A 13601-nucleotide genomic window follows, 5' to 3' on the forward strand; every position below is an offset into this window, starting at 1 on the left:
ATAAAAACAACAAGAGCATCTATATTTGCAATGTGCAATGCATATTATAAATAGGTGATAAGTGCAAATAAAAAACAACTATAGCTCAAGTAGACTCAAAGACGATTTAGCACTTTTAACAACCAGCAAGGATGAACAAGATGCATATGACAACTTAAAAAAAATTCTTTGTAATTATATAGATTATGATGAGTGTGCCATATTAGGAAAACAAGGTAACAGCTACTCTGTACTTTATAGTAACTCTACCGTTCTTAAGGTTAATGATTTAATAGATAGCTCCGAATTATTTTATCCAAAAGGATCACGAATAAAAGCTGACACTGTGAAAGTTAATGCACTTTATGAGGTTACACATCGTGATTTTTTAGTCTTTACTTGTGTATTAAAAGAATGCTGGTATCAATTTATTGAGCTTCAGCTTATCGATATTTTATTGCAACAGTTTTTTTTATTTATAAAGCACTCTGCAAGTACAAAAGTAAAAATGGATATTTCACAATCCTTGCTTCGAGATTACTCACTACGCAGCGACTTATTTAAAGATTTTGCAAGTGAGTGGTTCTGGCGTACGGATACCAAAAATATATTTTTAAATGTACTGAGCAATGATAATTATCATAAGATTTATCATAAAAAATTTACTAATAAAACCTTTGATGGAATTGTGACTGAAAATGAAAAAAAACAGCACAAAAAATGGCTTCAGTTTAATCACTTATTAGTGTGTAAAGAGGAGTTCCTTGACTTCGAATTCGAGATAGATAGCGACCCAAATGCATGGGTTTCCTTAAGTGGAAAGCCACAATACGATCAGCAAGGAAATTACATCGGCTATTTAGGTATCGCTAAAGATATAACCGTTGCTAAAGATAGAGAGCAAGCTCTGCAGCAAGCCAAAGAAAGAGCCGAAGAAGCGAGCACAGCTAAATCTCTTTTTTTAGCTGTGATGTCTCATGAAATCAGAACACCCATGAATGCTATTTTAGGAATGCTAGAGCTGCTGTCAGATACTGAGTTGACCCAAAAACAAACACGTTGGTTAAACTACGCCAATAGTAGTGCAGACTTATTATTAGGTATTATTTCTGATGTCCTTGATTTTTCAAAGATAGAATCAGGAACCGCAGAGTTGGAGCTTAGACCTACGAATGTTGCATCATTAGCAAAAAATATTGCGGCGCAATTTTTAATTACCGAGAAATCTTCATGTATTGTTTTTAATACAGATATCTCACCTACACTACCTAAACTCGTGTTAATTGATGATATTAGATTAGGACAAATTTTATTTAATATTCTAGGCAATGCGTTTAAATTTACAAAAGTAGGTACTATTCACTTACATGCATTTTGTGCTGAGAACTATTTAAAGTTTGAGGTGAGTGATACTGGACAAGGTATTTCTAATGATAAGATAGATTCAATTTTTGATGCATTTAATCAAGCTGATAACAGCGTAAACCGAGGGCAACAGGGCATAGGCTTAGGCCTAACCATAACGAAGAGTTTGATTGAATTAATGAATGGAACTATTAATGTTGATAGTGTTTTAAATATAGGAACAACTTTTTCAATTAGCATACCTTACCAGATATATGAAGAAGTTGACCACAGCACAGATAAGGAGTTCACATTAAAGTCGCTGTCTATTTTAGTCGTCGAGGATAATACAACAAACCAAGTTCTTGTTAAGGCCTTTTTAGAAAAGTTAAATCATGATGTTACACTAGCGGATAATGGGCAAGTGGCATTAGATAAATTAAATGATCAGCAGTATGATTTAATTTTAATGGATATGATGATGCCTATCATGGATGGGATAACTGCGACAAAAATAATTCGCAATAAATTGGGGCTAAATATACCTATATTTGCCTTAACTGCCAATGCATCTAACCAAGATAAGGTGACTTGCTTAGATGCTGGAATGGATAAGGTGCTTACTAAACCTATACGCTTTCATGATTTAAATAAAGCGCTCAAGACGTACTTTACTCAGTAATATATGATAACGGTACTATTTAAGGAACTTACTATAACAACATGGCTGCAATCCAACCAAATATAAGAAGTGGAATATTAAAGTGAATGAAGGTTGGAACCACTGAATCCCAAATATGATCATGTTGTCCATCAACATTCAAACCGGATGTTGGCCCAAGTGTTGAATCTGAAGCAGGCGAGCCGGCATCGCCTAAAGCACCGGCAGTTCCCACTAATGCAGCTGTAGCCATAATTGAGAAATCTAACTCTAAGCATAAAGGAACAAATAAAGTTGCAATGATTGGCACGGTCGAAAATGAACTACCAATTCCCATTGTGATCAATAAACCAACAAATAAAATTAAAGCAGCGGCTAATGGTTTATTTCCATCTATAATAAGGGCTGCACTTTGAACTAAACTGCCAACATCCCCCGTTGCTTTCATAACAGCAGCAAAACCTTGAGCCGAAATCATAATAAAACCAATCATGGCCATCATAGCAACACCTTTACTAAATACGTCGCTATTTTGTTCCCACTTAACCACCCCGAATAAACTAAAAATCATTACACCAACAAGCCCGCCTAATATCATCGAACCACTGACATTTTGAGCCAGAAGAGAAGCTAAAACAGCAGTGACACCCACGATCAAAACTTTTTTAGGATGCTCTATAATAACGTTTACTGCATTTTCTTCTTCTTCATCTTGTTTATAAATACGGCGCTTTTTATAACTGAAGAACACCGCAATGAGTAAGCCAAAGAGCATACCGCAAGCCGGTATAATCATTGCCATTGGCACTTGGGTATTAATAATTTCAAGGCCATTATCTACAAGATTTTTATGCAAAATAGAATATAAATAAATACCACCAAATCCATAGGGTAGAACCATGTAAGACGTCGCTAGACCGAATGTCAAAATACATGCAATTGCGCGTCTATCTAGTTTTAATTTATTAAATACCACAATAAGGGGAGGTATCAAAATTGGGATAAAGGCTATATGAACAGGTACAAGGTTTTGTGATGATATCGCGCAGACCAATATGATAAATAAGATAAAATAGCTAAGTAGATTTTCACTTTTGCCGCTGTTATCGTTCACTTTTTGTAATAGTTTTGCTGCTAAAATCCTTGTTAATCCAGATTTAGATATTGCAACTGCAAATGCTCCGAGCATCGCATAGCTCAAAGCTATTTCTGCGCCGCCAGAGAGGCCAGCATTAAAAGCATTCAGTGTATCCGTTAACCCAAGACCCGCAGTTAGGCCTGCCACAAGAGCACTTAAAGTCATTGCAACAATCACATTCACCCGCGCTAAAGTTAGGCCTAGCATCAAAATAACGCCAATTACGACTGCATTCATTGTTTTCTCTTTGTTTTTGTTTTAATTAATTTTACCAGATCTGAGCTTCGTTTTTTACGATAAGCGCTAAATACTAATTGGCGATAACGGACATCACTATATAGTTGCTTGAACTGTTCTATATAGTTGCTTTTTTCAGGAAGTGCATATGAAGCGCGTTGTAAATACAGTAATGGGGTCTCATTTGACTCAGGTTTAATATTTTTTTTAATAAGCCATTGCTCTATTTTCAGATAATCATTAACAATTGGATGGGTGGATGACTTAGATGAATAAGGCCAACTTAAATAAATAAAATAGCCAATAAATATCAAGGTAACAGTTGCTAACGCTATCAATGCAATTTGCCAAAGCTGCTTATTACCAAAAATGTCTTTTAGAAAAGAAGATTGCTTTTGTTGATCAAAGCCTAACACCCAGCTTGTCCATTGATAATCGAGGTTTTCAAGTTTTATCCTTAACCAATTAAATCCGGCAATATTACTTAAACGCAGTAAACCAAACCCTAGATTACTGGTAAATTCATCACTAAGTGATTGATGTTGCGAGAGAGAGCCATTTAATCGTTCTGGTGAAACAACAGCAGTAGCATCAAAAATGGTCCAACGATTTTTGATATAAACTTCAACCCAAGCATGCGCATCATATTGGTAAACACTCATATAACCACTTTTTATATTATATTCACCACCTAAATAACCGGATACAACACGTGCAGGTATGCCTATAGATCTAAACATAAATGCAGCAGAACTCGCATAATGCCCGCAAAATCCGCGCTTATTGGAGAATAAGAATTGATCGAGCGTGTTATCTCCAGTCATCGGATCCGGTGTTAAGGTATAGCTAAACCCATTACTGGAAAAGTAGTTATACATTGCACTGTAAAAGCGTTGTGGATCATTGTCATTAGCAGAAAATAAATTTTTAGCTAAAGATTGAGTCTGCTGGTTTGTATTTTCGGCTAAATCAATTTGTATATTTTGCAAGCGTTGCCAGCGAGATATAGGCATTGATGATAGTGGGGCGCTTTTAACGCTGTAATTTATACTGTTGCTTAAAAATTGGCTACGAAGTAATAGGCCATCTTCAGTAACTTTAATATCGCCGTGCTCAGAGGTCGCCACTGCTAATCCATATAACCAAGGCTGCGAAGACGGTTCTGCGAATATCTGATAGCGCTGTAATGACTCATTCGCTACATTATGCTTAATCGGTTTATGAGTTTGTGTTTGTTTTAAAGTATCAGATATCAGCCACGTTTTACCATCAAACTCATCATGGATAATTGCCCGCCAATAATAGGGGCCTTGTGGTGGCTTTTCATCATTAAATTGAGCTCTAAAAACGAGTTCATCTGAATTTGATAGCTTAGCAATATCGAAAGGATTTACGCTTTCAGACAAACCTGTTTTAGCCAATTTAGGTCCAGGCAATTGCCAAAAAGCGGGAAGTTTAGGTAAAAATAAGAGTAAAAAAACAGCGATAGGTAATGCTAAAAGCAGCAATTTAGCACTCTTTTTTGATGCTACTTTCAAGTTATGCTTAGATTCAATAAGGGCTAAGACAGAAAAATTTAGTATATAAAGTGCACTAATTATCAAGGTAGCTAAAATACTTTGTGAGAATAAATAAACGGTAGATAAACTAAAAAAGCTTAGCAATGTGATTGTTTGATAATGCTTTTTAGTTGTGGCTTGCAACAGTTTAAACAAGCTAGATAAAATGAGCATTGCGACAAAAAGCGTAACGGTATCGCTAAAACCCACATCATAAAAAAGTACAAATAAGCTCAACGCTGCAAGTATATTCGCAATAACAGCGTTAGGTTTATTTCTATTGGATAGAATGGTTACCCCATTCCAGATACATAAAGCCACTAATAATGAATTGAATACCGGTGGCAACTCCGGAAAAATAAAACATAAAACCAGGCTGTAGATGACACAAAGCGATAAATTGATCGCTTTGTGATTAGGAATTATGTTCATTTTCAGCCTTCGTCAAGTTTGAAAAACGACTAAGGGCTTGTAAGCAATTTTGCATATGCTCTTTACCTTGGCTAATGGAATAGTGCGTTGAGGCTAATTGTAATCCAAAGGGCACACCTGAATCATGCGCGTTGCTAATTAAAAAACTTAATTGTTGTAGGCGAAATTCGGTACTTCCTTTAAGTTGGTTAAAATCAAAAATTTGGCTGTCGGATGAAAAGCTAACAAACTCCTTCATCATAAGCTGTTGAGTTTTTGCATAATGCTTCCAAGAAATTCGTTGCATCCCCATGCCAACTTGATGAGTGATTAAACTATCAAATTCATCCGCACCATTTAGATGTCTATTACTCCCATCATTGGGGGTTTGATTATTTGTCACTACAACGTCTTGCTGTGGCTTTTGCTGTTTGGGATAAACAAAAACATTTAACGAAACCTGCATATAACTCCAGACTGATACTAAGCCAAAAGGGTAGCGACTTAAAAACTTCAAACGATTAAGTGAGTATTCGCCTCGTGTATTAAGGCCTAAGTCTAAGTGAGTTATGCATTTTTCAGAGGTAACTTCATCAATTGTAGAAAGCAGTTTACCTTCGTAAAAAATCTGTAGCGCTTGGCAATTTTTTTCAGTATGGATTTGTAAAAGGAGTAAAGCAGAGGAGGGAGCATAACTAGAAATATTTTTTATATATTCAATGGTTAACCCTTTTGCATTACTGTAAGCCATTAATAATGAAAGTACCATAACAACGAGCATAAGATAAGCCATTGCTAGTATTAGGTTATTTTGATAATTAATACCAAGCACAAAGTTAAGTAACGTTACTAATAAAAAACCAGCCCCCATTTTAGAGGGCAAAATATAAATAGTATTATGTTTTAGTATTAAACGCTCGGTGTTGTGTTTTTTCTTTAGCAATGCTTTAAATACAATCGTTTTTAGTTTATACCAAATTGAAATACGTTGATTTTTTTTATTCTTCATAAATTAAAGTGGCACATTAACAGCATTTAATAATTGGCTAATTTGTTGATCACTCATATCATGTTGCAGGCCTAAGCGATGCTGCGCAACACTTGCAAAAATAGCTTGAACATCATCTGGTGTAACAAAATCTCGGCCATCAATAAAAGCCCATGCTTGCGATGCTTTTCCAAGTGCAATGCTGGCTCTAGGAGAAAGTGCGTTTGCAAATTTATTATCTGTTCGTGTATAAGTTACCAATGCTAAAATATAATCAACTACAGGCGCACTTATCGTCACAGCTGTTACTTGTTTTTGTATCTCTATTAACTGTTGTGGATCAATACGTACAGGTAAACCATCATAATCTCGATTGTTAGTACCGAGAATTAATTTACGTTCAGCTTCCTTTGGTGGGAAACCTAAGCTTATTCGCATAAAAAAGCGATCTAATTGAGATTCAGGCAACGGATAAGTACCTGATTGATAAGAAGGGTTTTGAGTTGCTATAACAAAAAATGGTATGGGTAGGGCATGTTTCTCACCATCAATAGTAACTTGGTTTTCTTCCATTGCTTCTAATAAAGCACTTTGTGTTTTTGGTCCAGCACGGTTGATTTCATCGGCTAAAACTACCTGGCTAAATATAGGTCCTTTATGAAAAGTAAAAACGTGTTCGTTGGCATTAAATATACTTGCACCGAGTATATCTGAGGGTAGTAAATCACTCGTGAATTGGACTCGCTGATACGATAGACCAAGTACCGTAGCAAGCGCGTGTGATAACGTTGTTTTTCCCATACCGGGTAAGTCTTCTATCAACAAATGTCCTTGGCTAAAAAGACACGTTAATGCCAATTTAATTTGTCGTTGTTTTCCAAAAATAACCTGTGATAAATCTTCAATAATTTCGTTTACAGAGCTTTGCATAATAACCTTAAATTAGTTCCAAACGTTTCATTACCGTATCTACTTTTTTAGCGTTGAAGGGTTTTGCAATAAAACCTTTTGCGCCAAGTTCCCACGTATTTTGTACATTTTCGAGACTATTGTGGCCAGAGCACATAACAACATGAGTGTGCGGATAATGATCATTTAGGTACTCAAGTATTTGTGTACCATCTGTATCTGGAAGCTCAATGTCGAGGAAAATAACATTAGGGGACTTTTCATCAATGACTGATTTTGCTGATTCAAAATCTCTACTTTCAAGGATATCTTCAAATCCTAGTTCAGTTAAAATTTGATTTAAGTAGTTACGAATATCCTGAACATCGTCAATGATTAGGATTGGTTCTAGCGGGCGCACAAATTCCATATTGTTTACTTCTTATTACGTACAGCTCAAATTGTATTTTCAATACTATGCTAAGCGATAGATAACCTCAAGAAAGATACGCTAATAAAGTAACTTTAATGAAATAGGACTAATTATAAATCAGTCCTATTTAAGTGATTATAGTAAACAGAAGTGTGAACTTATGGTCTAGATAATAATAACAGTAACTAATAAATAATTTTTAGTTCAACTAATATTATAACTATTGAGTTGATGTTATTTAAAATTCATTAAATGTCCGATACCGCCTAGTATTGGACATATCAATAGATAATGCAGTAGTTTACAGGAAGTAATCACCAAATCATTAATATCCCATAATTTATATTATGTTAAATAAGGAGGTTTACAGGATCTTAATGATGATGACCCATTGCAGTAAGTGTAAGGGGTTGTTCGTTTGTAGAATAATAAAGATATGGATATTTTCGCCCTTGCCTTGCGGAAACCCGCGCCGTTACTGGGTTTGTACTGATTTTAGCGTGTAAATCCTTAACTTTGAATTACGCTTGTTTTTAGACAAAACCGTTCAAAATGACCCAAAACCCGCTTATTCCTGCTCATTTTACGTTTAAAACTAGATGTTTTTTTGATTGTTAACGTGCTTAAAACCAAGTTTAAACGCCATAAATCCACATATTCCTGCTTATTTGGCGTTTTAAACGAGATATTTTGAGTGTTAACATGCTTAAAACTGAGTTTAAACACCATTTAAACGCTCTTTAAATCTTCAAAACGTGGTTATTTAAACCTTTTCGGCAAATATAATCGTATTAAACTGTGGTCCTAGTTCAATTGTGACCATGTAGCCTTGATACGATAATTTTATTTGGTTGCCTATATAAGCAAACGTATTTGGTTTTTGAACTGCGTTCATTAGATCATGTATTTGTTCAAGACTAAGTTGACCCGCTAAAAGTTTTTCAATTTGAGTGCTGCCAACTGTAACGGCGCTACTATATATAGGTGCGTTTTTACGTGACAATTCATTTAATAAATTTGCAGGCAAGCCCTAGCGTAAATTGCTGGCCATCAGCTCTGGATTTTTTAAGCGCTAACTTTGCTGCGTGTAAATTTACCTGCTTTATATAGTACTGCTGAGATTTCAAAATGGCTTCGTTAAATTGTGGGATTGCTAATTTTTGTAAGTCCGTTGATAAATTTATAACTGATTTTCCTGCTGCTATATCTGCACCTAACCATGCTTTGCCCGGATTATAATCCCAGCCTAAATCTATGCCAGGCAATTTATTAAGTTCTTCACCTGTTGATGAATCTACAACTTTGAATGACTCCATAAATTTATTAACTTTTTCAGGTTTGCTAACTGATAAACCCATGCGTGCAATTTTCACCTTTATTAATTGCTAACACTTATAAGTATTTACGGGTAATCAATTCAGTAAAATCTAATCCCACTTATTGTGATTGGATCTAACGCGACGAATGTCTGTTATTAAATATAATTAATATATTGGCTGCGATTTTTAATGTTTTTTGTGATCTATTTTTTGCTACTCGCGCGGTGTTTTATTATTTTTAAAAATGACTGTCGATCGCCGGCCTCGTTTACCATTGTATGATCAACCATGGTCACTAACTATTTTTAACCGACTCTCAAAAGTCCGATATCTTTTCGGTCAATCATTATTTAGAGTTACTTCTTTGCAAAATTATTTAAAGATATTAATTAGAAGAGATAATATATAAGCACTAAATATAAATAAGGTGTAGAGGATTTACGATTTAACTAAAGAAGATTAGAGTTTTTATTTCTAAAATGAGGCAGCGTCGAATTCCCTGCCACCTTTTTTTGAATTGTCAGATTGTATGCTCAATTTTAAATTATTGGCACTGGGTAACAGTGCCAATAATGATTAATGAAGCGCAGCTGTAAATGGAATGTTCTTACAAATTTCAGCTTCTGCGATTAGTATTTCTTCTAATCGTGTATCTACTTCATTTTTATCAAAATATTCATAAGCGAGTTCAACAAATAAGTTTTTATGTTTTTCTTCAGATTTTGCGATCGCAGCATAAAACTCTTTTTCTTTACCATCAGGTAGTGCTTGCGCTACTAGAGAAAAACGCTCATGCCCCCTCGCCTCTATAACAGCTCCAACTAACAAACGATCCATAAAAAATTCGTCACGGCCATTTCTAAATACAGCACGAATTTTTTTTACATAAGGATCTTTTTGATCATTTCCTAAATTTACATCTCGGTCAATCAACAGCTTTAAAACTTGTTTGAAATGAATCATTTCTTCAAGTGCGAGATCGGTCATTGCTTTTACAAGCTTACGACGATCTGGGTAATGCGATAACATAGACATTGCCATGCCCGACGCTTTTTTTTCTGCTGCAGCATGATCTTGTAAAAAGGTATCAAAGTCAGCCATAACTGCTTCGGTCCATGAAAATGGGGTGTGATATTTTAATTCAAACATAATATTTTTACTTAAGATCTAATAGTCAGATTTTAACGTAAATGGATTATAAAATCTTGTTGTTAGATATAAATTTACAATTACATTAACGCATAAAAAAGTTATAAATTTCCATTAGGATATAGCAACTTGTCAATTTTCCCATGAGCAGTTGAAGCTACCTTTAATGGGTGTTTTATTTCGTTCCATGCTGTAACTTTGCCACCAATGTTCATTCTTTCAAAATTAGTTAGTTCGCTTTTTATATCTAAAAATTGACACAACTTATTAAAACTATTTATATCAGAAATATCAATCGACAGAAAGTCATCAGGACGATTCGAAAAATATTGCTTTGCGCCATTTAAATGTGTTGTATAACATTGCTGTAAATATGCGTCACATTCTAATTTACCAAGGGACAAATCTTTAAATGTATTGAGGTAACAACGTTTAATGTGTGGGTTGAATCCCCCATCCTCTCTCATTAAATTTTTGTACATACGCGTTAAAAGCTGACGAATGGATGGGATCCATTTAACGAGCTCACGCTCTAAATAAATAAATTTTGAATCAGGGTAAAGAGTATCTAAATTTTGGTAATCATTAAAAATAGGCGTATCCGCAATAACTTTTGCGTCAATCATACAACGTTTAGTATAAGCCGTATGTGCGCAGCTAAAGTCCAGCTGTAAAAAAGCATTACACACACTCGTTGTGCCAGTTCTTGGTAAACCGATTATAAAAATTTTGGTAGGTGCATTCATAACTTACTTATCTAATTGTAGGTTTTTTGGAGTAAACCATAGTTCGCTGTCGTTAAGCGGTGTTAATTTAGAGAGATGTTTGTTATCTAATTTAATGATTATTTTTTCGTGCAGCTTTGCATTTGCAATACTAGTGGCAAAATATTGATTAAATAACCTATCGAACTCCCCATTTTGTTGCATTCTTTCAAGGCCGATTTTTATAGCTTGATGTATATCTGGGCGCTTAGAGTTAACAAAATAATATATAGCTGCGGGATAGGACAAAGCTATATTGGGCACCGTTACAATATTTTCCTCGACCGATAACTGTTTTTTTTCCCATTCAATTTCTAAAATTGAGCGTGGAAAAGCATCGCCTCGGTTTCTAATAAGCATATTAAATAATGCGGCATAACTTGTCGATGTTGAGACCTGTAACCCGTTATCTCTCAAGATATCGGTATCAGGCCAGTCATGTCCTTGGATAAAATCAATATTATGAAAATGAAATTCATCTTTTATATCTTTAAATAACGGAAGCTTATCTTTAGTGGTAAACAATAAGCGCCACCCATATAAACCTTTATAAATGGGAATACGTATCGGAGTAAAAATTCGCTCCCGCTCTTTACTTGTCATTGACCAACCAACATTGATCAGCTCCCCCTGCTCTAGCTCTTTTAAAGAACGACTTTGCACCATTTTTACTGATGATTGGAGAGTATGAGGTTGTTCACTATGCTCTAAAGCAAGTTTAAGTAATACAAGTGGATACCAATTATCCTGTTCATTCTCGCGTTCAGGCTTTGGATAAATAACATGTAATGGTTCACTGTTTTGCTTATTGTTAGCGTGAACATTCAATGTATATAAAAATAATATACTTAATAGTGTAAACTTACTAATTGCCATAACTAGAAAAGCCGACCCATCAACAAGATAGATGCGCTCAATGCAAGTGTTGCAAATGTTGACAGCATACCTATTACACGAAGTTTTAGTGTATCGTCGTTAATGGCTACAAAATGACAAATTCTCCCAAATACGAGTAATGTCCCTAAAGCATGGCAATAGTGGCTGCTTAATCCTTGATATTCAGCTAAAAAAATCAAGATTAAGGCAAAAGGTACATACTCGATAAAATTTCCATGAGCTCGCGTTGCTCTTAATAATTGTGGGTTATTATCAGTTCCTAATGATATTTTGTTCGCTTTTCTTACTTTAACGACATTCATACTTAAATAGATATAGATAAAGGCCAGCACCGCTGCATAGAAAGATATAACCATAATAATAATCCCTTTTATTTTTTTATATAGTAACACAAGATTAATCAACAAATAGCCAGCAGTTACACTGATTTATATGCTAACGTGCTAAATATATACTGAAAAAAGGAAAGTTATGTTCGCACCTAGAAAAATAGCTGATAATTATAGAGAGCTGATCAATAGTATTGGTTTTTACCCATCAATGTTAGCCGTTGTATTTTTATTATTTGCTGTCTTTACAATGTCGATCGAGTATGCAGAATTTGTTAAAGCGCTTAAAAAATATCTATCAGTCGTATTAGTTGATAGTGAAGAAAATGCGCGAACTATTTTAAGTACGCTAGCTGGAAGTATAATATCTTTAACTGTTTTTAGTTTTTCAATGGTTATGATTGTACTTAATACAGCAAGTGCTAGCTTGTCGCCAAGAGTTATCCCGGGGTTAATAACCCGAAAATCACATCAAATGGTACTAGGGTTTTATCTCGGTAGTATTATTTATTCTATTATAATGTTAATAAACATAAAAAAAATCGATGACAATACAGTTGCGATCCCTGCTCTTGGTGTGCTTTTTTCGTTGATATTTGGGCTAATATCACTCGCCCTTTTTGTGTATTTTATTCACTCGATATCCAAGGCGATTCAAGTTGATAATGTACTAAATGATTTATTTAAACATACCAAAAACGTTATTAAGCATATCATTGCTCGCCAAGATGAGCATAAAGTAGATTGTTTTCCAGATTTTAATCAATGGTACTCTATAGAAAGTAGTACTGAAGGTTATTTCAAAGGCGTGCACAGTGACAAATTATGTGCTGTATTAGCTGAACATAATTTACAGCTTTATATTGTGGTGAACCAAGGTTTTTTTACAGTCAAGGGTTACCCGTTTTTAAAGTCCAGCCGAGATTTGAGTGAAGAGCCTGAATTAGTAGAAAAGTTATTGAACTGTTTTATTTTCTATATTGAAGAGTATATTAGCGATCATTACCGTTACGGCTTAACACAGATTTCTGAGATTGCAGTCAAAGCAATGAGCCCGGGTATAAATGATCCTGGGACAGCCGTTAAAGCAATTGATATGTTGAGCATATTACTGATCGAACGATTGAAAATAGCTGACACAAACTATTCGTTTAAGCACAGTGACAGCTCTCCTTTGCTGTATTTACATGAAACATCATTTGATGAACTATTGCACGATAATTTCACACCAATTCGTAATTACGCGAAAAGTGATGCATATGTAATGACCAATGTTTTGGAGGCTTTTAAAAATATTTTATTTGTTGCCAACGACAATGAAGATGCAACATGTAGTTTATTTAATTATTTAACTGCGATAATTGATGATATTAATCAGCAGATAAATAATGAATATGATCGAAAGGAAGTAACCAACATGCTAAATGCAATCTCTCGAATTAGCCCTGATCAAGGAGAGCAATTACTGGCACGTTTTAACGCGCCAGCAAAATGATTTTCACGTT

The 13601-nt window shown here is 34.8% G+C and carries 13 protein-coding genes; 2 read left to right on the plus strand and 11 right to left on the minus strand.

Going from position 1 to position 13601, the window contains the following annotated elements; genetic code table 11:
• Nucleotides 1-61 precede the first annotated feature (61 nt).
• Nucleotides 62-2005, plus strand: a complete 1944-nt coding sequence (locus ACJJVX_RS13505) for a response regulator (RefSeq protein ID WP_405631869.1) — start codon at nt 62-64, stop codon at nt 2003-2005.
• A 31-nt stretch (nt 2006-2036) separates the two neighbouring features.
• Here the strand turns inward: ACJJVX_RS13505 and ACJJVX_RS13510 are convergent, their stop codons facing one another.
• From ACJJVX_RS13510 to ACJJVX_RS13560, 11 genes are all read right to left on the minus strand, one after another.
• Nucleotides 2037-3359 (minus strand): Na+/H+ antiporter family protein, encoded by a 1323-nt coding sequence (locus ACJJVX_RS13510; protein ID WP_054204591.1) that lies wholly within the window; start codon nt 3357-3359, stop codon nt 2037-2039.
• Complete coding sequence (locus tag ACJJVX_RS13515) at nt 3356-5350, minus strand: DUF3488 and DUF4129 domain-containing transglutaminase family protein (protein WP_405631871.1); 1995 nt, start codon at nt 5348-5350, stop codon at nt 3356-3358. Before ACJJVX_RS13515 ends, ACJJVX_RS13510 begins: the two co-directional genes overlap by 4 nt.
• On the minus strand, nt 5334-6338 hold the full coding sequence (locus tag ACJJVX_RS13520) for a DUF58 domain-containing protein (protein ID WP_405631873.1): 1005 nt from the start codon (nt 6336-6338) through the stop codon (nt 5334-5336). The genes ACJJVX_RS13515 and ACJJVX_RS13520 overlap by 17 nt, the downstream gene beginning before the upstream one ends.
• A 3-nt stretch (nt 6339-6341) precedes the next feature.
• On the minus strand, nt 6342-7247 hold the full coding sequence (locus tag ACJJVX_RS13525) for a MoxR family ATPase (protein ID WP_342884195.1): 906 nt from the start codon (nt 7245-7247) through the stop codon (nt 6342-6344).
• Nucleotides 7248-7254: 7 nt separating this feature from the next.
• Entirely contained in the window at nt 7255-7635 is a 381-nt protein-coding gene (locus ACJJVX_RS13530) for a response regulator (RefSeq protein ID WP_054204595.1), read from the minus strand.
• 766 nt (nt 7636-8401) lie between these two features.
• Nucleotides 8402-8665 (minus strand): hypothetical protein, encoded by a 264-nt coding sequence (locus ACJJVX_RS13535; protein ID WP_405631875.1) that lies wholly within the window; start codon nt 8663-8665, stop codon nt 8402-8404.
• The gene (locus ACJJVX_RS13540; RefSeq protein ID WP_405631878.1) at nt 8643-8996 is read right to left on the minus strand and encodes a hypothetical protein; all 354 of its coding nucleotides are present in this window, start codon (nt 8994-8996) and stop codon (nt 8643-8645) included. The genes ACJJVX_RS13535 and ACJJVX_RS13540 overlap by 23 nt, the downstream gene beginning before the upstream one ends.
• A gap of 537 nt (nt 8997-9533) precedes the next feature.
• Nucleotides 9534-10106: a tRNA-(ms[2]io[6]A)-hydroxylase gene (locus ACJJVX_RS13545; protein ID WP_405631880.1), complete on the minus strand. Its 573-nt coding sequence runs from the start codon at nt 10104-10106 to the stop codon at nt 9534-9536.
• A 101-nt stretch (nt 10107-10207) separates the two neighbouring features.
• Nucleotides 10208-10852 carry a sulfotransferase gene (locus ACJJVX_RS13550; protein ID WP_405631882.1) on the minus strand — a complete coding sequence of 215 codons (645 nt, stop codon included), beginning with the start codon at nt 10850-10852 and terminating at the stop codon, nt 10208-10210.
• Nucleotides 10853-10855: 3 nt separating this feature from the next.
• A complete protein-coding gene (locus ACJJVX_RS13555) occupies nt 10856-11746 on the minus strand; it encodes a hypothetical protein (RefSeq protein WP_054452963.1) in 891 nt (296 codons plus the stop codon).
• Nucleotides 11747-11748: 2 nt separating this feature from the next.
• A complete protein-coding gene (locus ACJJVX_RS13560; RefSeq protein WP_054204599.1) occupies nt 11749-12123 on the minus strand; it encodes an MAPEG family protein in 375 nt (124 codons plus the stop codon).
• A 115-nt stretch (nt 12124-12238) separates the two neighbouring features.
• On the opposite strand from ACJJVX_RS13560, the gene ACJJVX_RS13565 reads away from it, so the two are divergent.
• Nucleotides 12239-13591: a DUF2254 domain-containing protein gene (locus tag ACJJVX_RS13565; RefSeq protein ID WP_054204600.1), complete on the plus strand. Its 1353-nt coding sequence runs from the start codon at nt 12239-12241 to the stop codon at nt 13589-13591.
• The last annotated feature ends 10 nt before the right edge of the window (nt 13592-13601 follow it).

Source organism: Pseudoalteromonas sp. Ld20, from assembly GCF_045064175.1.
In the GTDB taxonomy this organism is placed as follows: domain Bacteria; phylum Pseudomonadota; class Gammaproteobacteria; order Enterobacterales; family Alteromonadaceae; genus Pseudoalteromonas; species Pseudoalteromonas neustonica.

Coding starts and splice junctions, on each gene's coding strand:
- ACJJVX_RS13510 (WP_054204591.1), bottom strand. CDS start 3,359: ATGAATGCAGTCGTAATTGGCGTTATTTTGATGCTAGGCCTAACTTTA.
- ACJJVX_RS13515 (WP_405631871.1), bottom strand. CDS start 5,350: ATGAACATAATTCCTAATCACAAAGCGATCAATTTATCGCTTTGTGTC.
- ACJJVX_RS13520 (WP_405631873.1), bottom strand. CDS start 6,338: ATGAAGAATAAAAAAAATCAACGTATTTCAATTTGGTATAAACTAAAA.
- ACJJVX_RS13525 (WP_342884195.1), bottom strand. CDS start 7,247: ATGCAAAGCTCTGTAAACGAAATTATTGAAGATTTATCACAGGTTATT.
- ACJJVX_RS13530 (WP_054204595.1), bottom strand. CDS start 7,635: ATGGAATTTGTGCGCCCGCTAGAACCAATCCTAATCATTGACGATGTT.
- ACJJVX_RS13540 (WP_405631878.1), bottom strand. CDS start 8,996: ATGGGTTTATCAGTTAGCAAACCTGAAAAAGTTAATAAATTTATGGAG.
- ACJJVX_RS13545 (WP_405631880.1), bottom strand. CDS start 10,106: ATGTTTGAATTAAAATATCACACCCCATTTTCATGGACCGAAGCAGTT.
- ACJJVX_RS13550 (WP_405631882.1), bottom strand. CDS start 10,852: ATGAATGCACCTACCAAAATTTTTATAATCGGTTTACCAAGAACTGGC.
- ACJJVX_RS13555 (WP_054452963.1), bottom strand. CDS start 11,746: ATGGCAATTAGTAAGTTTACACTATTAAGTATATTATTTTTATATACA.
- ACJJVX_RS13560 (WP_054204599.1), bottom strand. CDS start 12,123: ATGGTTATATCTTTCTATGCAGCGGTGCTGGCCTTTATCTATATCTAT.
- ACJJVX_RS13565 (WP_054204600.1), top strand. CDS start 12,239: ATGTTCGCACCTAGAAAAATAGCTGATAATTATAGAGAGCTGATCAAT.